This is a genomic window from Aeromonas sp. SrichE-2G (assembly GCF_017939565.1).
In the GTDB taxonomy this organism is placed as follows: Bacteria; Pseudomonadota; Gammaproteobacteria; order Enterobacterales; family Aeromonadaceae; genus Aeromonas; species Aeromonas taiwanensis.
Map to the genome: position 1 here is coordinate 255,083 of NZ_JAGKRG010000049.1, position 23,344 is coordinate 278,426.

Annotated in this window: 17 protein-coding genes and 1 tRNA gene; 7 read left to right on the forward strand and 11 right to left on the reverse strand. The window is 59.9% G+C overall.

The window, feature by feature from the left end; translation table 11 throughout:
- Nucleotides 1–263 precede the first annotated feature (263 nt).
- A tRNA-Asn gene (locus tag J9885_RS16070) sits at nt 264–339 on the reverse strand.
- A 132-nt stretch (nt 340–471) separates the two neighbouring features.
- Between J9885_RS16070 and uvrB the strand changes: the two genes are divergently transcribed.
- The 3 genes from uvrB (at nt 472) to J9885_RS16085 (ending at nt 3,561) form a co-directional block, all read left to right on the forward strand.
- Complete coding sequence (gene uvrB / locus J9885_RS16075) at nt 472–2,484, forward strand: excinuclease ABC subunit UvrB (RefSeq protein WP_210550035.1); 2,013 nt, start codon at nt 472–474, stop codon at nt 2,482–2,484.
- Nucleotides 2,481–2,738 (forward strand): DUF1232 domain-containing protein, encoded by a 258-nt coding sequence (locus J9885_RS16080; protein ID WP_210550036.1) that lies wholly within the window; start codon nt 2,481–2,483, stop codon nt 2,736–2,738. Before uvrB ends, J9885_RS16080 begins: the two co-directional genes overlap by 4 nt.
- 169 nt (nt 2,739–2,907) lie before the next feature.
- Nucleotides 2,908–3,561 (forward strand): DedA family protein, encoded by a 654-nt coding sequence (locus J9885_RS16085; protein ID WP_210550037.1) that lies wholly within the window; start codon nt 2,908–2,910, stop codon nt 3,559–3,561.
- Nucleotides 3,562–3,782: 221 nt separating this feature from the next.
- Here the strand turns inward: J9885_RS16085 and dsbB are convergent, their stop codons facing one another.
- Nucleotides 3,783–4,304 (reverse strand): disulfide bond formation protein DsbB, encoded by a 522-nt coding sequence (dsbB, locus tag J9885_RS16090; RefSeq protein WP_210550038.1) that lies wholly within the window; start codon nt 4,302–4,304, stop codon nt 3,783–3,785.
- 86 nt (nt 4,305–4,390) lie between these two features.
- Complete coding sequence (gene nhaB / locus J9885_RS16095; RefSeq protein WP_043760118.1) at nt 4,391–5,965, reverse strand: Na(+)/H(+) antiporter NhaB; 1,575 nt, start codon at nt 5,963–5,965, stop codon at nt 4,391–4,393.
- 333 nt (nt 5,966–6,298) lie between these two features.
- On the opposite strand from nhaB, the gene fadR reads away from it, so the two are divergent.
- Nucleotides 6,299–7,012, forward strand: a complete 714-nt coding sequence (fadR, locus tag J9885_RS16100) for a fatty acid metabolism transcriptional regulator FadR (protein ID WP_043760120.1) — start codon at nt 6,299–6,301, stop codon at nt 7,010–7,012.
- A 68-nt stretch (nt 7,013–7,080) separates the two neighbouring features.
- Here fadR and J9885_RS16105 read toward each other — a convergent pair whose 3' ends face one another.
- The 4 genes from J9885_RS16105 to J9885_RS16120 form a co-directional block, all read right to left on the reverse strand.
- Nucleotides 7,081–8,601 (reverse strand): SpoVR family protein, encoded by a 1,521-nt coding sequence (locus J9885_RS16105; protein ID WP_210550039.1) that lies wholly within the window; start codon nt 8,599–8,601, stop codon nt 7,081–7,083.
- Nucleotides 8,602–8,611: 10 nt separating this feature from the next.
- Nucleotides 8,612–9,883: a YeaH/YhbH family protein gene (locus J9885_RS16110; protein ID WP_210550040.1), complete on the reverse strand. Its 1,272-nt coding sequence runs from the start codon at nt 9,881–9,883 to the stop codon at nt 8,612–8,614.
- A gap of 24 nt (nt 9,884–9,907) precedes the next feature.
- The gene (locus J9885_RS16115) at nt 9,908–11,830 is read right to left on the reverse strand and encodes a PrkA family serine protein kinase (RefSeq protein WP_210550041.1); all 1,923 of its coding nucleotides are present in this window, start codon (nt 11,828–11,830) and stop codon (nt 9,908–9,910) included.
- 556 nt (nt 11,831–12,386) lie between these two features.
- Entirely contained in the window at nt 12,387–14,309 is a 1,923-nt protein-coding gene (locus J9885_RS16120; RefSeq protein ID WP_210550042.1) for a RecQ family ATP-dependent DNA helicase, read from the reverse strand.
- Between the two features lie 333 nt (nt 14,310–14,642).
- Here J9885_RS16120 and sstT point away from each other — a divergent pair, with 333 nt between their 5' ends.
- Nucleotides 14,643–15,893, forward strand: coding sequence for a serine/threonine transporter SstT (sstT, locus tag J9885_RS16125; protein ID WP_210550043.1), 1,251 nt, complete (start codon nt 14,643–14,645; stop codon nt 15,891–15,893).
- An 817-nt stretch (nt 15,894–16,710) separates the two neighbouring features.
- On the opposite strand, the gene J9885_RS16130 is transcribed toward sstT, so the two are convergent.
- The 3 genes from J9885_RS16130 to pabB all read right to left on the reverse strand — a co-directional run bounded on the left by J9885_RS16130 (nt 16,711) and on the right by pabB (nt 20,212).
- Nucleotides 16,711–18,009, reverse strand: a complete 1,299-nt coding sequence (locus J9885_RS16130; protein WP_043760131.1) for an HAAAP family serine/threonine permease — start codon at nt 18,007–18,009, stop codon at nt 16,711–16,713.
- Nucleotides 18,010–18,173: 164 nt separating this feature from the next.
- Nucleotides 18,174–18,791 carry a CoA pyrophosphatase gene (locus tag J9885_RS16135; RefSeq protein ID WP_210550044.1) on the reverse strand — a complete coding sequence of 206 codons (618 nt, stop codon included), beginning with the start codon at nt 18,789–18,791 and terminating at the stop codon, nt 18,174–18,176.
- Between the two features lie 50 nt (nt 18,792–18,841).
- Nucleotides 18,842–20,212 carry an aminodeoxychorismate synthase component I gene (gene pabB, locus J9885_RS16140; protein ID WP_210550045.1) on the reverse strand — a complete coding sequence of 457 codons (1,371 nt, stop codon included), beginning with the start codon at nt 20,210–20,212 and terminating at the stop codon, nt 18,842–18,844.
- A 210-nt stretch (nt 20,213–20,422) separates the two neighbouring features.
- Between pabB and J9885_RS16145 the strand changes: the two genes are divergently transcribed.
- Nucleotides 20,423–21,946 (forward strand): fumarate hydratase, encoded by a 1,524-nt coding sequence (locus tag J9885_RS16145; protein WP_043760139.1) that lies wholly within the window; start codon nt 20,423–20,425, stop codon nt 21,944–21,946.
- Nucleotides 21,947–22,152: 206 nt separating this feature from the next.
- On the opposite strand, the gene J9885_RS16150 is transcribed toward J9885_RS16145, so the two are convergent.
- Nucleotides 22,153–22,632: a cell division inhibitor gene (locus tag J9885_RS16150; RefSeq protein ID WP_210550046.1), complete on the reverse strand. Its 480-nt coding sequence runs from the start codon at nt 22,630–22,632 to the stop codon at nt 22,153–22,155.
- A 233-nt stretch (nt 22,633–22,865) separates the two neighbouring features.
- Here J9885_RS16150 and J9885_RS16155 point away from each other — a divergent pair, with 233 nt between their 5' ends.
- Nucleotides 22,866–23,063 carry a DUF4250 domain-containing protein gene (locus J9885_RS16155; RefSeq protein ID WP_043760143.1) on the forward strand — a complete coding sequence of 66 codons (198 nt, stop codon included), beginning with the start codon at nt 22,866–22,868 and terminating at the stop codon, nt 23,061–23,063.
- Nucleotides 23,064–23,344: the final 281 nt, after the last annotated feature.

Genomic DNA, 23,344 nt, shown 5'->3' on the forward strand with positions numbered 1-23,344 from the left:
ACAGAAACTGTGGATAACCCTGTTTATGAAACTTGGCGATCAGGCTGTATCCCGCGCCAATACTGGGCTGCAAGGGCTGTTCAAAAAATACCTGCAAAAAATTGTTTCTTTAAAAATCAAATAGTTATACGCAGCAGAACAAAACGCTGCTGGTCGGGAATGGGGGATCAAAAGGGGAGTGCGCCGCAAGCGAGGGCTTGTGCATTAAAATTGGCAGAGGAAAGCACTAAAGTGGATAACTTGCACCGAGATGGTGAGTAGATTGGCTCCCCCGACTGGACTTGAACCAGTGACATACGGATTAACAGTCCGCCGTTCTACCGACTGAACTACGGGGGAACATCAGGCAAGGAGGTGCATCATACAGAGGTCGTATTTCGGGGTCAATAGCCATCAGGGCAGGTAGACGGATACCCAGGGCTGTCGACTCGGGGTACACTGCTCCCTTGCCGTTTTTTGCCGGGAGTCGTCATGAGCAAGTTATTCCAGTTGGCCAGCCAGTTCCAACCCGCCGGGGATCAGCCGAGGGCCATCGCCCAGCTGCTCGACGGCATCGAGTCGGGTCTCGCGCACCAGACCCTGCTCGGGGTGACCGGCTCGGGCAAGACCTTCACCATGGCCAACGTCATCGCGACCCTCAACCGCCCCACCATGATCCTGGCCCCCAACAAGACCCTGGCGGCCCAGCTCTACGGGGAGATGAAGGAGTTCTTCCCCGACAACGCGGTGGAGTACTTCGTCTCTTATTACGACTACTACCAGCCCGAGGCCTATGTGCCGACCACGGACACCTTCATCGAGAAGGATGCCTCCATCAACGATCACATCGAGCAGATGCGGTTGTCGGCCACCAAGGCGCTGCTGGAGCGGCGCGACGTGGTGATCGTCGCCTCGGTGTCGGCTATCTATGGCCTCGGAGATCCCCAGGCCTACCTCAGCATGATGCTGCACCTCAAAGTGGGGGACGTGATCAACCAGCGGGATATCCTGCGCCGCCTCGCCGAGCTGCAGTACACCCGCAACGACATGGCCTTCCAGCGCGGCACCTTCCGGGTGCGGGGGGAGGTGATGGACATCTACCCCGCCGAGTCGGACAAGCTGGCCCTGCGGGTGGAGCTGTTTGACGAAGAGGTGGAGCGCCTCTCCCTGTTCGACCCGCTGACCGGCGCCATCGAGCAGACGGTGGTGCGCTACACCATCTACCCCAAGACCCACTACGCCACTCCGCGGGAGACCATTCTGGGGGCCATCGAGCACATCAAGGAGGAGCTCAAGGGGCGGCGCGAGCAGCTGTTGTCCCTCAACAAGCTGGTGGAGGAGCAGCGCATCAGCCAGCGCACCCAGTTCGACATGGAGATGATGCAGGAGCTGGGCTACTGCTCCGGCATCGAGAACTACAGCCGCTACCTCTCCGGCCGTGCGCCGGGGGAGCCGCCGCCCACCCTGTTCGACTATCTGCCGGGGGACGGTCTGCTCATCATCGACGAATCCCACGTCACTGTGCCCCAGATCGGCGCCATGTTCAAAGGGGACAGATCCCGCAAGGAGACCCTGGTGGAGTACGGTTTCCGGTTGCCATCGGCGCTGGACAACCGGCCCCTCAAGTTCGACGAATTCGAGGCCCTGATGCCGCAGACGGTGTTCGTGTCGGCGACCCCCGGTCCCTACGAGCTGGAGAAGTCCGGCGGCGACGTGGTGCAGCAGGTGGTGCGCCCCACCGGCCTGCTGGATCCCGAAGTGGAAGTGCGGCCGGTCAGCACCCAGGTGGACGATCTGCTCTCCGAGATCCGCAAGCGGGTGGCGGTGGAGGAGCGGGTGCTGGTGACGACGCTCACCAAGCGGATGGCGGAGGACTTGACCGAATACCTGGCGGATCACGAGGTGCGGGTGCGTTACCTGCACTCCGACATCGACACCGTGGAGCGGGTGGAGATCATCCGCGATCTGCGTCTGGGCAAGTTCGATGTGCTGGTGGGCATCAACCTGCTGCGCGAAGGCCTCGACATGCCGGAAGTCTCCCTGGTGGCGATCCTGGATGCGGATAAAGAGGGCTTTCTGCGCTCTACCCGCTCCCTCATCCAGACCATAGGCCGGGCGGCGCGCAACCTCAACGGCAAGGTCATCCTCTACGGGGACACCATCACCAACTCCATGAAAGTGGCCATCGAGGAGACTGAGCGGCGCCGCGCCCTGCAACACGCCCACAACCTGGAACACGGCATCACGCCGAAGGGGCTCAACAAGTCCATCGGCGATGTGATGGACATGGGGAGCAGCCGCACGGCGGGCAAGGCCGGCAAGGGGAGCCGCAAGGCCGCCGAGCCCCAAGGGGAGTACCATGCCCGCTCCGCCAGCGAGATCGCCAAGGAGATCAAGCGGATGGAGGAGCAGATGTTCCAGCATGCGCGGGATCTGGAGTTCGAACAGGCGGCGGCGCTGCGGGATCAGATCCAGCGGCTGCGCGGCGAGCTGATCGAATCATGAGCGCCAGACGCTGGCTCATCTGGCGGCGCCTGCGTCGCCTCTACCTCGGCTTTCGCCATCCTGCCACTCCCTGGTGGGCGAAGGGGCTGGTGATCCTCATCCTGATCTACGGCATCAGCCCGGTGGATCTGGTGCCGGACCTGGTGCCTCTCGTCGGCTGGCTCGATGATGCGACCCTGCTGATGCTCCTGTTGTGGGGCTGGGAGAAATGCCTACCTAGCGCCGTGGTGGCCGCACTGGACAAGCTCGATTGAGGTCGCTTGGCCCAGTGCCTGGGCGGTGCTGGAGCGGCAGCGGACGGGGCAGGACTGGGGGAATGGAGGGCGCCCTCTGATGCTGGATGAAAAAGGGGGCCTGGAGGCGATTGTGAGCCAGGTCTCATTGGCGTAGACTCCACGCCGTTCACTTCATGGGTACCAAAAAATGGAACTGATCCTCTTTGTCATCGACTTTATCCTGCACGTCGACGTGCATCTGAAAGAGTTGTTCGAACACTACGGCGTCTGGGTGTACGCCATCCTGTTTATCATCATCTTCTGCGAGACGGGTCTGGTGGTGACGCCCTTCCTGCCCGGTGATTCCCTGCTGTTTGCCGCCGGCGCCCTGACCGTGGACAGCGCACTCAATGTGCACACCCTGGCCGGGGTGCTGATCATCGCCGCCGTGCTTGGCAACGTGGTGAATTACACCATAGGCCACTTCTTCGGGGAGCAGCTGTTTCGCAATCCTGACTCGAAGATCTTCCGCCGTGACCATCTGGTCAAGACGCACGCCTTCTATGCCAAGCACGGGGGGAAGACCATCATCATCACCCGCTTCCTGCCCATAGTACGTACCTTCGCGCCTTTCGTGGCCGGCATGGGCGCCATGACCTATCCCCGTTTCCTGGCGTTCAACCTGGTGGGTGGCCTCCTGTGGGTGCTCTCCTTCGTCTACGCGGGCCACTTCTTCGGCAATCTGCCTGTGGTGCGCCACAATTTCACCCTGCTCATCTTCGGCATCATCGGCATTTCGCTGTTGCCCATGGTGATCGGCATGGCGAAGGCCAGGATGAATGCCAACAAGACGGCGGTCTGAACCGGACAAGGTTGATTGCAACAAAGGGGCCATGGGCCCCTTTTTGTATTTGTGATTGGCCCATTGTGAAGGCAACCACTCAGCAGACCAGCTGGTCGCTGGCGAGGGTGACGACCGCTCTCTGATGGCGTCAGGGAGAAGGTGCTGGTGGTCCAGAACGAACCGCGGGGCAGAGTAAAAAGGGAGCCTTCGGCTCCCCTTTTGGATACAACGAGCTGCGTTTAGTTGCAGCAGCGGCCCTTGATAAGGTTGCCGATGGCGACCACCACGAAGACCAGCAGGTAGGCGGCAAAGATGACCACCAGCCACTGCGGCATGGAGAAGCTGAGGAACTGCCAGCTGATCTCGCTGCAGTCGCCATCCGGGAAGAACAACCAGGGGATCCACTGATCGAGCGGTGCCCAGCTGGGGAAGTCGACGAACCCTTCGCACACGTTGAAGGGGGAGGGGTTCATCTGGTAATCCACGTGCTTGAGGGCCAGTTTCAGGCCCCAGAAGGCGCTGTAACCCCACAGCAGCATGGCGCTCCAGCGTAGGTACCATTTGTGGGGAGCCACCATCCCGAGCAGACCGGCGGCCAGCACGCCGAGAATGGCGATCCGCTCGTAGATGCACATCACGCAGGGGTGCAGACCCAGTACGTGCTGGAAGAAGAGGGCACACAGCTCGAGGAAGAGCGCCGACGCAGCCAGCAACCCCCAGGCCAGGCGATGGCTGGCAATACGGCGAAGAAACTCGATCATCTGATTGATCTCACGGAGAAAAAGAGTGGCTGAATTAGAGCAGAGCCCCATCTAAAAAGAAAGGGGCCGAACAGCCCCTCTCATCATCAATGTGCGGCCGGGGTCGGCAGCGGTACGGCGGCGTGATCGACCAGCCAGCCTGCGTGGTAGAACCACTCGGTGGCAGGGCCGAGCAGCAGCTCCACGGCAAAGAAACCGACCAGGCCCAGCACCAGGGTATAGGGCAGGGCCATCCACACCATGCGGCCGTACGAGAGGCGCAGCAGCGGTGCCAGTGCCGAGGTCAGCATGAACAGGAACGCGGCCTGGCCGTTGGGGGTGGCGACCGATGGCAGGTTGGTACCGGTGTTGATGGCCACCGCCAGCAGGTCAAAGTGATCGCGGCTGATGGCACCGTTGATCAGCGCCGTCTTCACCTCGTTGATGTAGACGGTGCCGACGAAGACGTTGTCACTGACCATGGAGAGCAGGCCGTTGGCCAGATAGAAGAGGGCGAGCTGATCCTCCGGCTTGGCCGCCAGTACCCACTGGATCACTGGCTTGAACAGCTGTTGGTCGATGATCACCGCCACCACGCTGAAGAAGACGGTGAGCAGGGCGGTGAAGGGGAGCGCCTCCTGGAACGCCTTGCCAAGCGCGTGCTCTTCGGTGACGCCGGTGAAGGCGGTCGCGAGCACGATGACCGTCAGGCCGATCAGCCCGACTGCGGCAAGGTGCAGGGCCAGACCCGTGATGAGCCAGACGGCGATCACCGCCTGGACGATCAGCTTGGCCTTGTCCTGGGGGGAGCGCTGTGCATCCTCCTCGCGCTCATAGGCTTCCATGATGTGACGCACGGGGTCGGGCAGCCGGGTGCCGTAACCAAACAGGCGGAACTTTTCGACCAGGATGCAGGTGAGCAGGCCACAGAGGAACACGGGGATGGTGACGGGCGCCATGCGCACGGCAAATTCGCCGAAATGCCAGCCCGCCTGTTCACCGATGATGAGGTTCTGGGGCTCACCGACCAGAGTGCAAACGCCCCCCAGTGCGGTACCGATGGCCGCGTGCATCATGAGGCTTCGCAAGAAGGCGCGGAACTCGTTCAGATGCTGGCGGGAAAGCTCGTCAATCTCCTCGTCGTCGTGGTGCAAGTTGCCGGACTCGTCCCGTGAGGCCACCTTGTGGTAGATGGCGTAGAAGCCGGTGGCAACGCTGATCACCACGGCGATCACGGTCAGGGCGTCGAGGAAGGCGGACAAGAAAGCCGATACCAGGCAGAAGGCGAGGGAGAGCCAGGTCTTGGAGCGGATGCGCACCAGCATCTTGGTGAAGACATAGAGCAGCAACTGCTTCATGAAATAGATGCCAGCCACCATGAAGACCAGCAGTAGCAGCACCTCTATATTGGCCACCAGCTCATGCTTGATCTGGTTGGCCGAGGTCATGCCGATGAGTACCGCCTCGATGGCCAGAAGACCACCTGGCTGCAGCGGATAGCATTTGAGCGCCATCGCCAGGGTGAAGATGAACTCGACAACCAGCAACCAGCCGGCTAGGAAGGGATCAAAGTAGAAGATGATCGGGTTGATCAGCAGGAATAAAACGATGGCAATTTTGTACCATCGGGGGGCATTGCCCAAAAAATTCTTTGTAAAAGCGCGCCCTAGGCTGATTGGCATAATGATGATTCTCTGTTCTGTTGTTGATATCTGAGTCTATGCAGCCGAGCCCGACTCGACCCGAACATCCGGATATTCACCTGTATCAGATTGATTGCACATGATTTTAATCAAGGGAGCGATAACTATAAATAAGGTGGAGAGACTTGCCCAGTGATGAAGTGCTCATCACGGCATCATTTGGTGTTGCTTGGCTCCTGAGTTGTTGCGCATCACATATTTTTAACAAAAAGATTGGCTTAATGTGAGCAGAGGACTGACCTTCTGCTTGCCAGCATGACCGGCTTTGCTATTATTCGTGAGCCTTTTTACGCACTACAACAGAGTCATTACATGGTCATAAAAGCGCAAAGCCCTGCCGGGTTTGCCGAGGAATACATCATCGAGTCCATCTGGAACAATCGCTTTCCTCCTGGATCCATTCTGCCGGCGGAGCGTGAACTGTCCGAGCTGATTGGCGTGACTCGCACTACCTTGCGCGAAGTGTTGCAGCGCCTTGCCCGCGATGGCTGGCTCACCATCCAGCATGGCAAACCGACCAAGGTGAACAATTTCTGGGAAACCTCGGGCCTCAATATCCTGGAGACCCTGGCTCGTCTCGATCAGGACAAGGTGCCGGATCTGGTGGCTCAGCTGCTGTCGGCCCGCACCAACATCTGCACCATCTTCATACGGGGCGCCATTCGCAACAACCCGGAGCAGGCCGCCGAGATCCTCCGTGGGGCCGACGAGGTGGAGAACACGGCCGAGGCCTATGCGGAGTTCGATTATCGCCTCCATCACCAGCTCTCGTTTGCTTCCGGCAACCCCATCTATGCCCTGATCCTCAACGGCTTCAAGGGGCTGTATAGCCGCGTCGGGCGTTACTACTTCTCCGACAAGCAGGCGCGCGAAACTGCGGATGCCTACTACAAGACGCTGCGCAAGCTGGCCGAGACCAAGGATCACGAAGCCGTGTTCATGACGGTACGCCAGTACGGCATCGAGTCGGGCAAGTTGTGGACCCGGTTGCGTCAGGACATGCCGAGCAACCTGTGTGACAACTGATTGCTGCGACGCAAGAGAAACGCGCCTGAAGGCGCGTTTTTTTATGCTCGATCTTCTGCTGTTGCCCGTCAGGTCACGCTCTTGCGCTCCGGGCAGCGGCCTATGATGTCCGCCGCAAGCTCGCCGTTGTCCTGCTCCAGTATCACGTCGAATCCCCACAGCTGGTGCAGATGCTTGAGCACCTCGTGGCGTGACTCGCCAAGAGGGATGCGATTGTGGGGCACGTAGCGCAGGGTGAGGGAGCGATCGCCCTTCACCGCCACGTTGTATACCTGAATGTTGGGCTCCAGATTGCTCAGGTTGTACTGGGCTGACAGGGTATTGCGCACCAGCCGGTAACCCTCCTCGTTGTGGATGGCGGAGACCTTGAGGTAGTTCTTCAGGTCGTCGTCGTCGATGGCAAACAGCTTCATGTCGCGCATCACCTTGGGACTGAGGAACTGGCTGATGAAGCTCTCGTCCTTGAAGTTCTGCATGGCAAAATGCAGGGTTTCGACCCAGTTCGTGCCGGCGTAGTCCGGGAACCAGTGTCTGTCCTCCTCGGTCGGGTGCTCGCAGATGCGGCGCAGGTCCGTGAACATGGCGAAGCCGAGGGCGTAGGGGTTGATGCCGGAGTAGTAGCGGCTGTTGTAGGGGGGCTGATACACCACATTGGTGTGGCTGTGCAGCACCTCCAGCATGAAGCGATCGCTTATCTTCCCCTCGTCGTAGAGGTGGTTGAGGATGGTGTAGTGCCAGAAGGTGGCCCACCCTTCGTTCATCACCTGGGTCTGCTTCTGGGGATAGAAGTATTGGCTGATCTTGCGCACGATGCGCACGATTTCGCGCTGCCAGGGTTCGAGCAGGGGGGCATTCTTCTCGATGAAATAGAGGATGTTCTCCTGGGGCTCCGCCGGGTAGCGCCTGTCTTCGACCCCGGAGATCTTGTGCTGCTTGGGCAGGGTGCGCCACAGCTCGTTGACCTGGGTCTGCAGGTAGTCTTCCCGCGCCTTCTGGCGCCGCTTTTCCTCCGCCAGCGAGATCTTCTGTGGCCGCTTGTAGCGATCCACCCCGAAGTTCATCAGGGCATGGCAGGAGTCGAGCAGCCGCTCGACGGCATCGATGCCGTGTTTCTCCTCGCATTCGGTGATGTAGTTCTTGGCGAACAGCAGGTAGTCGATGATGGAGGAGGCATCGGTCCAGGCCTTGAACAGGTAGTTGTTCTTGAAGAAGGAGTTGTGGCCATAACAGGCGTGCGCCATCACCAGGGCCTGCATCGGCATGGTGTTCTCCTCCATCAGGTAGGCGATGCAGGGATCCGAGTTGATGACGATCTCGTAGGCCAGCCCCATCTGGCCGCGCTTGTAGTTGCGCTCGGTATGGATGAAGCGTTTGCCGAATGACCAGTGCTGGTAGCCGATGGGCATGCCGACGCTGGAGTAGGCATCCATCATCTGTTCCGCCGTGATCACCTCGATCTGGTTGGGGTAGGTGTCCAGCCGATAGAACTTGGCCACCCGGGAGATCTCCTGATGATAAGTCTCCAGCAGATCGAAGTTCCAGTCAGGGCCATCGTCCAGCGGTGCTATTTTTCTCGCGGTTTCTGCCATAGGGGGTCCCTCAAGCCGCTTGCTTCTTGAACAGCTCCCGGAAGACCGGATAGATGTCCTCTACCTTGCGAATGTGCTCCATCGCGAAGTGGGCGTACTGCTCTGCCACCGATTCGTACTCGTGCCACAGGGTCTGGTGGGCTCGGGTGGTGATCTCGATGTAGGAGTAGTAACGCACCCGCGGCATGATGTCGCGCATCAGGATCTCCCGGCACTGAGGGGAATCATCCGCCCAGTTGTCCCCATCGGACGCCTGTGCCGCGTAGATGTTCCACTGGTTGGCGGGATAACGCTCGTTGATGATGTCGCTCATCATCTTGAGGGCGCTGGAGACGATGGTGCCACCGGTCTCCTGGGAGTAGAAGAACTCGTGCTCGTCCACCTCCTTGGCCTGGGTATGGTGGCGGATGTAGACCACCTCGACATTCTTGTAGGTCCGGCTCAGGAAGAGGTAGAGCAGGATATAGAAACGCTTGGCCATCTCTTTGGTGGCCTGATCCATGGAGCCGGAGACGTCCATCAGGCAGAACATTACCGCCTGGCTGGAAGGAACCGGCCGTTTGACGAAGTTGTTGAACTTGAGATCGAAGGTGTCGATGAAGGGCACCGCTTCGATCCGTCGTTTCAGCTCGCGGATCTCCTTCTCGAGTTGCGCCATCTCGGCGAAATGGTCGTTGGGCTCGCTGGCCAGCTCGGTCAACCGGGCTTCCAGTTCATGCAGCTGGCGTTTCTTGCCGGCCTGCAGCGCCATGCGGCGTGCCAGCGAGTTTTGCAAGGATCTCACCACGTTGATGTTGGCGGGCACCCCGTTGGAGGTGTAGCCCGCCCGGAAGGTTTTCATCTCCATCAGCTGGTTGAGCTGGGTCTTCTGCAGCCGTGGCAGCTCGAGATCCTCGAACAGCAGATCGAGGTATTCATCCTTGGAGATCTGGAAGACGAAGTCATCCACCCCTTCACCCTGATCCGATGCCTGGCCTTCGCCGCTCCCCTGACCGCCGGCCCCTCCCTTGGGACGGTCAATCTTGTCGCCGGAGACGAACTGATCATTGCCCGGGTGCACCATCTCCCGTTTGCCCCCCTGTCCCTGATGGAAGTGGGGCTCGCCAATGTCCTTGGTCGGGATGCTGATGCTCTCGCCCTTGTCCACGTCCTGGATGCTGCGCTTGGAGACAGCATCCGAGACCGCTTGTTTTATCTGCTTCTTGTAACGGCGGATGAAGCGCTGCCGATTGACAGCGCTTTTGTTTTTGCCGTTGAGCCTGCGGTCGATAAAATGCGCCATAACTCCCCCTTGAACAGGTCAGGGTCAGGATGACTTGCGGACCCTGAGATACCACTCGGAGAGCAGGCGCACCTGTTTGCGGGTGTAGCCCTTCTCCATCATCCGTTCGACAAAGTTATCGTGCTTCTTCTGCTCCTCGGCCGAGGTTTTGCTGTTGAAGGAGATAACCGGCAGCAGCTCTTCCGTGTTGGAGAACATCTTCTTCTCGATCACGGTACGCAGCTTCTCGTAACTGGTCCAGTTGGGGTTACGGCCTGCATTGTTGGCCCGGGCACGCAGCACGAAGTTGACGATTTCGTTGCGGAAATCCTTCGGGTTGCTGATCCCGGCGGGTTTTTCGATCTTCTCCAGCTCGCTGTTGAGAGACGCCCGGTCAAACAGCTGGCCGGTCTCGGGGTCACGGTACTCCTGATCCTGGATCCAGAAGTCGGCGTAGGTGACGTAGCGATCGAAGATGTTCTGGCCGTACTCGGAGTACGACTCGAGATAGGCGGTCTGGATCTCTTTTCCGATGAACTCCACGTAGCGCGGGGTCAGATAGCCTTTGATGAACTCCAGATAGCGATCGTGCAGCTCTTGCGGGAACTGCTCGCGCTCTATTTGTTGTTCCAGCACATAGAAGAGGTGTACCGGGTTGGCGGCCACTTCCGCGTGGTCGAAGTTAAAGACGCGGGAGAGGATCTTGAACGCGAAACGGGTCGACAGACCGTTCATCCCCTCGTCAACACCGGCGTAGTCGCGGTACTCCTGGTAGCTCTTCGCTTTGGGGTCCGTGTCCTTGAGGCTCTCGCCGTCATAGACCCGCATCTTGGAGTAGAGGCTGGAGTTTTCCGGCTCCTTGAGGCGCGACAGGACCGAGAACTGGCCCAGCAGCTCAAGGGTGCCCGGGGCGCACTTGGCGTCGGTCAATTCGCTGTTGAACAACAGTTTTTCGTAGATCTTCACCTCTTCCGAGACGCGCAGGCAGTAGGGCACCTTGACGATGTAAACCCGGTCGAGGAAGGCCTCGTTGTTCTTGTTGTTGCGGAACTGCTGCCACTCGGATTCGTTGGAGTGGGCCAGCAGGATGCCGTCGAAGGGGAGGGCGGAGAGCCCTTCGGTCCCGTTGTAGTTCCCCTCTTGCGTTGCGGTCAGCAGCGGGTGCAGCACCTTGATGGGGGCCTTGAACATCTCCACGAATTCCATCATCCCCTGGTTCGCCTTGCACAGGGCGCCGGAGTAGGAGTAGGCGTCGGCGTCATCCTGGGCATAGTGTTCCAGCATGCGGATATCGACCTTGCCCACCAGGGAGGAGATGTCCTGGTTGTTGTCATCGCCCGGTTCGGTCTTGGCGATGGCGATCTGGTCGAGAATGGAGGGGTTGACCTTCTCCACCTTGAACTTGGTGATGTCGCCGCCAAATTCGTGCAGGCGCTTGGCAACCCAGGGGGACATGATGGGTCTCAGGTAGCGGCGAGGAATGCCGTACTCCTTCTCCAGGATCTCGCCATCCTCCTCGATGTCGAACAGGCAGAAGGGGTGGTCGTTGACCGGTGAACCCTTGATGCGATAGATGGACACCTTTTGCATCAGGGACTTGAGCTTCTCTGCCAGCGAGGATTTACCACCGCCAACCGGCCCCAGCAGATAGAGGATCTGTTTCTTCTCTTCCAGACCCTGAGCCGAATGTTTGAGATAGGAGACGATCTGTTCGATGGCATCTTCCATGCCATAGAAGTCTTTGAAAGCGGGGTAGCGCGCAACGACGCGGTTGGAAAAGAGGCGGCTGAGGCGCGGATTGGTCGAGGTATCGATCATTTCCGGCTCGCCGATGGCTGTCAGCAGACGTTCGGCGGCGGAGGCGTAGCAGGATTTATCCTGTTTGCACATGTCCAGAAACTCCTGGATGCTGTACTCCTCCTCTCTGGCCTTCTCATACCGCTGTTGATAGTGCTCGAAGATGCCCATAACTTAGCCCTCGTTATAGTCGCTTGCCCTGAAAAAGAGTGGATCACTACTTTTGTTCTGTTTACGTCTTAAGCCTAGTCAACAGCCCCCAGTAATCCATCGCCATCATTGGTTTAAGTTTGTACGGGAGCTTCCCGATCAAGATGCGGGAAGGTACAGCCAATGACATACCTATGTTACTGACTGTTAAATTATTTCTGCCACGACAGTGATGTAAATGTCAAAGACATAAAAAATAAATGTTTGCGTGGCAGGGGGGAGAATAGAGGGTTTACCGCTCCCGTGCAGCCGCAGTGCAGGCGGTGCAAGGGATGCGAAGAAAAGAGGGTAAAAACATATTCCGCTTACGTTAACGTAATGGTTCTTGTTTGGTGTTTTAGCTCTAATTTTTACATTGACGCTACATTCTGGCTGCTCTAGATTGGCCCTGTGTCGAGCAGTCATCGCTTTAGCAAGAGAGTGGGTGATTGTGCAGATACTAAGCTCTGTTTAAGCACGTTTCCGTTGGCTTGACCCTCGCAACCGCGAGGGTCTTATTTTTCTAGCGTCCGGCGATTCAGGTCTCGTCGGAATAAAGCGCGGAGACCGCGCACAGCACGTCGGCGAAGGGGTGCGCCGCGAGTTGTCCAAAGCCCGCCAGCTGCCTGGCCTTGAGGCGGGTGGTGAGCGGGGTGGCGATGCCGCACAGGAAGCGCGTCAGTACCCGGGGCGAGCGCTGGTGGCTCAGGGCGACAAAGGGATCGCACCAGGCGCGCAGACCGTATTCGTTTGGCAAGGGCGCAATGGGCTCAGGGGGCAGCTGGGCGACCTCTCCCCGGCAGACGGAACAGTGCCCGCACAGCTCGGGCGCCGCGTCGTCGGCAAAATAGCGGGCCAGTGCGTGGCTCAGGCAAGCTGTCGACGAGAAGAACGCCAGCAGGGCCTGCAGACGGCCCAGCTCGCTCTGCTCTTTCTTTTCAAACAGCCCATGGAGCTCTTCAGCCAGTGTCACCGTATCGATATGCTGGCGCAGCACCCGATAGACCTCGGTCATCTGTTTGCTCTCCAGCTCGATCCAGCCCTGCTGTTGCAAATAATCCAGCGCCGCCGCGGCCCGCTGGCGTTCCCCCTGATATCCCTGCCACAGCGCATCGAAGTCCATGGTGCACCAGGTTCGCGCCTGGGGGGCGCACGCAAACAGCTGCTCCAGAAACTGGCGTCGATCGGGATTGAAACGGGCGAGGATCTCCCGCTTTTCCAGCACGAACTTGAAACGGTACTCGGCAAAGTAGCTGTAGGCTGGCGCTATGATGCCCGCCATCTCCAGATAGACCAGCAGGGTCTTGAGGGGTAGCTGGCGGATGTTGGTCTCGTTGGAGAGGCGCAGCAGACTGAACTCCCACTCGCTGCCGCTTTGCAGCAGGATTTCGAGCAGCGTGACGATGGCCGAGCGATCCGGGGTGTCACCATAGACAAAATTCTCCAGCACCGGCAGCTGGGTACGGCTGGCCAGGACGGTACAGCGTGAGGGGAGGCCGTCGCGCCCGGCACGGCCGATCTCCTGGCTGTAGTTCTCGATGGACTTGGGCAGATCGTAATGAATGACCCGGCGAATGTCGGCCTTGTCGATACCCATGCCAAAGGCGATGGTGGCGACGATGCAATCGAGGCGACCGGTCATGAAGTCGTGCTGGATCTGGCTGCGCAGGGCGGGATCCAGCCCTGCATGGTAGGCGCACGCCCGGATGCCGCTGGCCTGCAACTGCGCGGCGCACTGCTCTGCACTGTGTTGCAGGGTGACATAGACGATGGTGGGGGCACCGGGATCCCGGTGCAGCTCCTCGCGCAGCCAGTTATCCCGTGCGCGCCCGGCCAGCGGGAGCACGGCCAGGTCCAGGTTGGGGCGATAGAAGCCGGTTACGACCAGATCCTCCCCGTCGATAGCGAACTTCTCCTGCATGTCGGCCATGACTGCCGGGGTGGCGGTGGCGGTCAGCAGCAGTACCTGAGGAATGCCGAGCTCGCGGCGATGCTCCGGCAGCTTCAGGTAGTCGGGGCGAAAGTTGTGGCCCCATTCCGAGATGCAGTGGGCTTCGTCCACCACCAGCAGGGAGAGGGGGACCTGGGCGATGAAGCGGCGAAAGCGTTCGTTCTTGAGGCGCTCTACCGAGATCATCAGGATCTTGAGCTGGCCATCGCTGGCCTGCTGCATCACGCGCCGGCTCTCTTCCACCGTCTGGCTGGAGTCCAGAGTGGCGGCGGCGATCCCCTTGCGCTGCAAGAAGGCGAGCTGATCGTGCATCAGCGCCAGCAGGGGGGAGATGACCAGGGTCAGGTGCGGCAGTGCCAGAGCGGGCAACTGGTAGCAGAGGGATTTGCCAGCCCCGGTCGGGAAGATGGCCGCCGCACTCTTGCCCGCCAGCAGACGGCTGATCACCGCCTCCTGACCCGGGCGCAATTGATCGAAGCCGAAGTGTCGTGTCAGCAGAGAGGTGATCATGGCAAGGCTCCTTGACAAAGGGCGCCATCATACCACTCCTGGGCCCCCCGTGACCGAGGATCGGACTGGTTTGGTGACATTTCAACCGGCGTTGATATTGTGTTATCACATTGTTGTAGATTTTTTGTGAGGTAACCCTGATATTTTTCAGTGATTATGTGGAAAAAAACGATGGCAGATGGGATATTCCTTGTCCGCAACCCCACGCGAACGGGACAGCTCCACCAGAAGAGCTGCCCACGGCGCCACCGTCATCGGACCGGTACCAATGCGCGGGGCTGGTTGCCAACAGGACTAATGATTCACGCACCATGAGTGCACAGGGACTACTTGATGACACAACAACACCCCCTCATTCGACTGGTCAACAGCACCAGTCTGGTTAGCCAGATCCTGGTCGGTCTGGTATTCGGTATCCTCCTTGCCATGTTCATGCCCGAGTGGGCCAAGGCGGCGGGCCTGCTTGGCAGCCTGTTCGTCGGCGCCCTGAAGGCCGTTGCGCCGCTGCTGGTCTTCGTGCTGGTGATGTCGGCGATCATCGGCCACAAGCAGGGTCAGAAGACCAACATGAAACCTATTCTGCTGCTCTATGTGCTGGGTACCTTCCTGGCGGCAGCGGTGGCCGTGGTCGCAAGCTTCCTCTTCCCTTCCGACCTGCACCTGGTGGCCGGCAACGCCGAGATCACGCCGCCTGGCGGCATAACGGAAGTGCTGCAGACCCTGCTGTTCAACGTGGTGACCAACCCGGTGAAAGCGCTGCTGGACGCCAACTACATCGGCATCCTGGCCTGGGCCATCGGCCTTGGCATCGCCATGCGTCACGCTAACGAGAGCACCAAGGCGCTGATTTCCGATCTGTCCCACGGGGTTTCCGCCATCGTCAAGGCCGTGATCCGTTGCGCCCCGCTCGGCATTCTGGGTCTGGTCGCATCCACCCTGGCCGAGACCGGCTTCGACGCACTGTTCGGCTATGCCCAGCTGCTGGTGGTGCTGATCGGCTGCATGCTGTTCATCGCCTTCGTGGTCAATCCGCTCATCGTGTTCTGGAAGATCAAGCGCAATCCCTATCCGCTGGTGCTGACCTGCCTGAAAGAGAGCGGCGTGACCGCCTTCTTCACCCGCAGCTCCGCGGCCAACATCCCGGTCAACATGGCCCTGGCCGAGAGGCTGCGCCTGCCGGAAGATACCTATGCGGTCTCCATCCCGCTGGGGGCCACTATCAACATGGCGGGCGCCGCCATCACCATCACCGTGCTCTCCATGGCGGCGGTGCACACTCTGGGCATGGAAGTGGATCTGGCGACGGCCATTCTGCTCTCCGTGGTCGCCACCATCAGCGCCTGCGGCGCCTCCGGTGTGGCTGGCGGCTCCCTGCTGCTGATCCCGCTGGCGTGCAGCCTGTTTGGCATCAGCAACGACATCGCCATGCAGGTGGTGGCCGTTGGCTTCATCATCGGGGTGTTGCAGGATTCCGCCGAAACGGCCCTCAACAGCTCCACCGACGTGCTGTTCACCGCAGCCGCCTGCATGGCCGAGGATGAGAGCCTGCTGGACGCCGCTCCGGTCCCCAGCCGCGAAGTCTGATCTTCTCGTTTTAAACGAGATGCTGGCGCCCTCCTCGGAGGGCGCTTATTATTGCCTGCTATCTGCTATCTGCTATCTGCTATCTGCTATCTGCTATCTGCTATCTGCTATCTGCTATCTGCCCTCTGCCCTCTGCCCTCTGCCCTCTGCCCTCTGCCATGTGTCATCAACAATCTGCCTTCAACCACAGCACGGTCAGTCCCTGACCGCCTCGTAGAATGTGCTCCCGGATCTTTCCTGCATCGCCCCGGTGTTGGCTATGGGGCTGATCACGCCGCCTGGTCGAGGGGCTTGCCAGGGGGCGAGGGCCTGGGTTCGTGAACCCAAGAGGCTCCATGCCACAGACCCGAAAAGCGATTTGACCTGGACTGTCGTGAGGACAGACGGTTTGCCGATGCCTGAGGGCCTGCCCACTCTTCTATCAGATCCGTCGACCTGAATCGGTGGTGACGGCAAGCGCCACTGGAGCGATCCGTGCTGGCGGGAGGCGTCCGCGATCTAGTGTCTTCCGCCAGTTCTCTTTGCCCGGTCACGCCTCTTTGTGAAAACGTCCGGCGCTTGCACTTAGGTAGAAGACGTGATGGCCGCGTGGCGGCGAGAGGAAGATGCGAACAGATGGGATAGGCAAGGGAAGATGGCAAGGGTCTTCGCTGCCTGTGATGGTGTCAGGAGGGGCAGTGGCTGGAATGGGTTGGAAAAGGGGGGCGGGAAGGCTTGCCTTGACAGGCGCTGTAATAAACACAGCCCGGCAGACTGAGCCTGCCGGGCTGCGGGGGATGAGTCGGGCCAGGTTGGCCCGACGCTATCGAGGGCGGGATTAGCCGACCAGCTGATAGAGGATGGCGGAGATGGCGATAAGACCCATGACTGCCACGAAGACGTTGCTGATCTGACCCTGGTATTTCGCCATGGCCGGTACGCGCTTGATGGCGTACATGGGCATGAGGAACAGGATGGTGGCGATGATGGGGCCACCCAGGGACTCGATCATCCCGAGAATGGAGGGGTTGATCACGGCCACGCCCCACAGGGTCAGGATGAAGAAGGCGATGATGAACAGCTCGATCTTCTTGTGGTTCGGCTCTTTGCCAGAGTTGCGCATGTTCTGGACGATCATCCCTTTCAGGCCTTCACGGGCACCCAGATAGTGACCGAAGAAGGAGGAGACGATGGCCACGAAGGCAACCAGCGGACCGAAGTAGGAGATGATGGGGCTGGCATGCTGGTTGGCCAGGTAGGAGAGCACGGCGATGTTCTGGGACTTGGCTTCTGCCAGCTGGGCTGGTGTCAGGCTCATCACGCAGGAGAAGACGAAGAACATCACGAAACCCAGCAGGATGACGGCGGTGCGCTTGAGGATGGCGTCGGACTTGGCGACGGCATTGTCACCGTGATCGCGACGCTGGGCCAGGGCGAAGCTGGAGATGGCCGGGCTGTGGTTGAAGGAGAACACCAGCACGGGAATGGTCAGCCACAGGGTGGTGGCAAAGTCCTTGGCGCTCGGCACTTCGCTCAGGGCCGCGCCGGTCCAGTCCGGAATGAGGTAGAGGGAGATACCGGCCAGAATGGCGATGAGCGGGTAGACCAGGAATTCGGTGACCTTCAGCATCAGCTTCTCGCCAGCCAGCATCACGGACATCATGGCCATGATCAGCACGATGGAGAGGATCCAGCGCGGTGGCGGCGTCATCTGCAGCTGGTTGACCAGGAAGCTTTCCACCGTGTTGGTGATGCCCACCCCGTAGATCAGCACGATGGGGTAGATGGCGAAGAAGTAGAGCAGGGTGATGAGCTTGCCGGCACCGATGCCGAAGTGCTCTTCCACCACCTCGGTGATGTCTGCGTTGGGCTGCTTGGAGGAAAGCACGAAACGGGCCAGGCCGCGGTGAGCCAGGTAGGTCATGGGGCCGACCAGCAGCGCCATCACGACCAGCGGCCAGAAGCCACCCATGCCGGCGTTGATGGGCAGGAACAGGATGCCAGCACCGACTGCGGTACCGAACAGGCTGATCACCCAGGTGGAGTCTTGCTTGCTCCAACCACGAGCTTGGGTAGAGCGGGTTCCTTGCTCCTGTACGGCTGCAACATCCTGTGCGCCAGTGACTGTATTGGACATGTGTCTCACCCCGAATGTGTGGTTTTAATTAGTCGGCGCAAGAATACTGTCTTTTTAATCAAAAATGTTGATCAAATTCACCTTTATCAGGTCGAAACCCGTACTTTCTTGTAGAAATGTGATCAAAAGAATAAAAAATCAAAATTTATTTATCATATGCAATGTTATTTGAGTGTTAATTGGATAATTTCTCGCCCACATAAGTTATCAATATGTTGCTCTGACAGGTGCTGGGCCAACTGGCGGATCATGCTGGCGGTGGCGCCCCAGATGAAGGAGTTGCCCCAGGGGATCCAGTAGATAGTGTGGTGTCTGCCCGAGCGCGGCAGGGTCAGGGCGATGTGATGGGCCGGGTTCAGCACGTGGCTCAAGGGCACCTCGAAGGCCTGCGCGACCTCATCCTGGCTCAGGGTCAGGCGATAGCCGGGGTCGAGCATGGCCAGCACCGGCAGCACGTCGTAGCGCGAGATGGTATTGAGGGGGGTGAGACTGCCGATAACCCGGATATGGGCGGCGGGGATGCCGAGCTCCTCCTCGGTCTCCCGCAGTGCCGTGTGGATCAGACTCTCGTCCTCCGGATCCTGGCGTCCGCCGGGAAAGCTGATCTGACCCGGGTGGTGGCGCAGGGCCGGGCTGCGCCGGGTCAACAGCAGGTGGAGGCCCCGGGGGCGCTCCACCAGGGGCATCAAGACCGCCGCTGGCTTGAGCCCCCCCAGCGCCAGGCGATGGGCGGGGGCAGGGCGTTGCAGCAGGAAGCGGGTCAGCAGCTCGGTGCGCGTCATCTGAATGTGGTCCTCCTCTGCTCTTGGGTCTGCGGTGCCGCATGCCAGATTCATAGCGTGTCCAGCAGCGGCAGGATGCGGGCCACCTTGTCGTAGGTCTCCTGATACTCGGCGTCCGGGTCGGAGTCGGCAATGATGCCGCCCCCCGCCCAGCAGTGGAGGTGGCCGGTTTCGGCGATCAGGGTGCGAATGCAGATGCTGGTGTCCATCCGCCCATGCTGGCTCAGGTAGCCGATGCTGCCGCAGTAGGCGTTGCGTCTGTGGGGCTCCAGCTCCTCGATGATCTCCATCGCCCGGATTTTGGGGGCGCCCGTGATGGAGCCGCCGGGGAAACAGGCACGCAACAGATCCACGCCCTGCCAGCGGGCATCCAGCTCACCGTGAATGGTGGAGACCAGGTGGTGCACCGCAGGGAAGGACTCCACGGCAAAGAGGTGTGGCACGGTAACGGTGCCCGGGCGGCTCACCCGGCCGATGTCATTGCGCAGCAGATCCACGATCATCAGGTTCTCCGACCTGTCCTTGTCCGCGTGGGCTAGCTCGTCCGCCACCCCGGCGTCTAGCTCGGGATCCGGATGGCGGGGGCGGGTGCCCTTGATGGGTTTGGTTTCGATATGGCGATCGTCGAGCAGCAGAAAGCGCTCTGGGGAGAGGCTCAAAATGGCGCTCTGCGGCAGGCGGAAAAAGGCGGAGAACGGCGCCTTGTTGGCGGCACTGAGGATGCAATAGGCGGACCACTCGTCTCCCTCATAGGGGGCGCTGAAACGCTGGGTCAGGTTGATCTGGTAGCAGTCCCCCGCCGCCAGATAGGCCTGGATGCGGGCAAACTTGTCGCCATACTCGGCCCGGCTCATGTTGCTCCGCCAGGGGCCCAACAAGCCAAAGGGGGGCGCCTCCCGAGCGGTTTGTGCCATCAGCCACGCCAGCCGGCGGTCGAATCCGGTCTCGTCCCCCCAGTGCACCAGCTGCCAGCGGTCGGTCGCCACGTCCCGCAGCAGGGCCCAATCGTAGATGCCCACCGCCATGTCGGGGACCTGGATGTCCCTTTGGGCCCGAGTGGGCAGACGCTCGAATCGCCGCCCCAGATCGTAGCCGAACAACCCCAGGGCTCCCCCGATGAACGGCAGGCCAGAGTTCTCCTCCACCTGATCACCGAGCAGGGCCTGCTGGGTATCGGCGAGCAGGGCGAGGGGATCCTCGTGGTGGTGGCTCAGGTGTCCAGCCTGGGTGAGGCTGGTGCTCTCACCCCGGGTCTCCAGGGTGGCCAGAGGATCGGCACTGATGATGTCAAAGCGGTTGTCGGCCCCCTGGGGGCCGGCGGATTCCAGCAGGATGGCCCAGGGCTGGTGTTGCAAGCGGGCAAACCAGGTGTGGAGCGAGGCTTGCGGGTCGAAATGGTGGATATGCAGTCTTGGTTTCATTTTTTGTTACATAGGCAACAGTTTGCACCCGGCTCCCTAGCCGGTTCGGGTGGTCAAGCGTATCATGGCCGCCGGCATTTTTAAGAAAAACACCGTTATAAAAACACGCCGTAGTCTGCCGGCTCCAGGTGCATTTGCCGCCTGCCGAAGGCCCGGCTCATATGGAAGCCCTTGCTCGCGCTAGCGATAACAAGGACCAGTGAGGATGATATGAGCATCATTAAAAAACAGGACTTTATCGATTCCATTGCTGACGCCCTGCAGTACATCTCCTTCTACCACCCCCTCGATTTCGTGCAGGCCGCCAAGGCCGCCTACGACCGCGAGATCAACCCGGCCGCCAAGGATGCCCTGGCCCAGATCCTGATCAACTCCCGCATGTCTGCCGAAGGTCATCGCCCGCTCTGTCAGGACACCGGCATCGTCACCTGCTTCGTCAAGATCGGCATGCAGGTGCAGTGGGACAGCGACATGACGGTCCAGGAGATGGTGGACGAAGGCACCCGCCGTGCCTACACCAATCCGGACAACCCGCTGCGTGCCAGCGTGCTGGCCGATCCGGCCGGCAGCCGCAAGAACACCAAAGACAACGCCCCGGCCGTGGTGCACATCGACATGATCCCCGGTGACAAGGTGGAGGTGAGCATTGCGGCCAAGGGGGGCGGCTCCGAGAACAAGTCCAAGATGGTGATGCTCAACCCCTCCGACGACGTCGTCGAGTGGGTGCTGAAAACCGTGCCGACCATGGGCGCCGGCTGGTGCCCGCCGGGCATGTTGGGTATCGGCATCGGCGGTACTGCCGAGAAGGCGGCCGTGCTCGCCAAGGAGGCCCTGATGGAGCACATCGACATCCAGGAGCTGATCGCCCGTGGTCCGCAAACCACCGAAGAGAAGCTGCGGGTCGAACTCTATGACAAGGTCAACCGGCTGGGGATAGGCGCCCAGGGCCTCGGCGGTCTCACCACCGTGCTGGATGTGAAGGTGAAATCCGCGCCGACCCACGCCGCCTCCAAGCCCGTGGTGATGATCCCCAACTGCGCCGCCACCCGTCACGTGCACTTCGAGCTGGACGGCTCGGGCCCGGCGGAGCTGACGCCGCCCAAGCTGGAAGACTGGCCGGAGATCACCCGCGAGTCCGGCGGCAACGTGCGCCGTGTCAACGTGGATGGCATCACCAAGGCCGAGCTCGCCAGCTGGAAGAGTGGCGATACCGTGCTGCTCTCCGGTAAGATCCTGACCGGTCGTGATGCTGCCCACAAGCGCATCGCCGACATGCTCAAGAATGGCGAAGGGCTGCCGGAAGGGGTCGATTTCACCAACCGCTTCATCTATTACGTGGGCCCGGTCGACGCGGTCCGTGACGAAGTGGTCGGCCCGGCCGGCCCCACCACCTCCACCCGGATGGACAAGTTCACCGACATGATGCTGGGGGAAACCGGCCTCATCGGCATGATCGGCAAGTCCGAGCGCGGTCCCAAGACGGTCGAGAGCATCAAGCAGCACCAGGCCGTCTATCTGATGGCGGTGGGCGGCGCCGCCTACCTGGTGGCGAAAGCCATCAAGAAGGCGCGCGTGGTGGCCTTTGCCGATCTGGGGATGGAAGCCATCTACGAGTTCGAGGTGGAAGACATGCCGGTCACCGTGGCGGTCGATTCCCAGGGCAACAACATCCACGAAACCGGGCCGGCCTACTGGTCTGCCAAGATTGCCGAGCTGGATACCAAGCTGGCGTGATGCCTTTCAACCCCGCTGGTCGGGGGCCGGGCTGGATGCCCGGCACAGCATGACCATGACAAAAGGCGACCCTTGGGTCGCCTTTTTTGTGCTCCACGTTTGCCTGCTGCAGCGCTCAGACCATGACGAGATAACGAGATAACGAGATAACAGGTATAAGTGCAGCGGATCACCCCTGAGGCTGTTCTGTGGCTTCGGAGGTGTGATCAGTGGTTCAGGTAGACATCCTGGCCGCTGTAGCTCATGGCGCTCCCCTGGGAGGGGGCGGGCTCGAAGAAACGGGTCAGGACGCCGGCCCGCTGGCCCAGGGTGTTCAATCTGCCGCGATCCAGGGCAACCTGCTCCGGCAGCCAGGTCAGTACGGCGGCGCAGTGGCCATTGATCAGGCTCTGCTCCAGCAGGCGCTGCCAGTTCTTGATCTTGCGACCGTGCACGACCAGCACCCTGGCAGGGTTGATCCCTCGTGCTTGCAGCTGTTCGGCCACGGGCAGGCCGGGCGGCGCGATGAGCAGGATCCAGCCGCTGTCGCTCTGGCTCAGGCGTCCCAGGGCATCCAGCAGCGGCGTCTCCTGCAGGTGTACGCCAGGCCGGTGATCATGCCCCATCTTGCTCTGATGGCGGGTGGGCCAGGTGGTGATCACACCGGCAGAGGAGGAGAGAGGGCGATGACTCAGGGGCTGGCTCATATGTCGTTCCTGTATGAATAACCATGCTGTATGTGCATACAGTAGTTCCATCCAGTGGAAGTGACAAGTTGTTTATGGCTAAAAATGTGAGCCGAATAACAAGGATTATAATTAAGTGATTGAATATAAATGATATTCATATCTTTGCTGGCGCGTATATTTTTTGACCTGTAGACAAAGCACGACGCGGCGCTCATGGTTATACAGTCTGTATGACCAGAGGAGGGGGAAAGATGGACATCAGTACCTTGCAGCGGCTGGATGCCAATATTCTGCTCGGGATCATCAACGAGAAGCTGCGGCTGGAGTGCGATGGTCTGGAAGAGCTGCTGGCTTACTACGACATGACGGAGGATCAGCTGGCGACCCGTCTGCAGCAGATTGGGTATCACTACGATCCCATGAGCAACCAGTTCAAGGCTCATGGTTAATTGAGATGGCAGGGTGCTCCGTCTGGGGCACCCTCCTTTTTTGTCGCTTGTGAGTGGCTGGCAATGAAAGCGCTTTCATCCACCACCATTTCGTCCGTTATTTTCACGTATTTTCAGCCGCTGGCAAACATTGAAAACCTATTCATAGAAATATCTTTTTGGTGTTTTTCTATGTTGTTGATTTTATTGTGTATTTGTATTTTGTTCAGGCGGTTTTAAGGAAAGGGTTTTCATGGTGAAACTGTCATTTTTATGCGTTAAAGTGTGACTCACGTTAACTT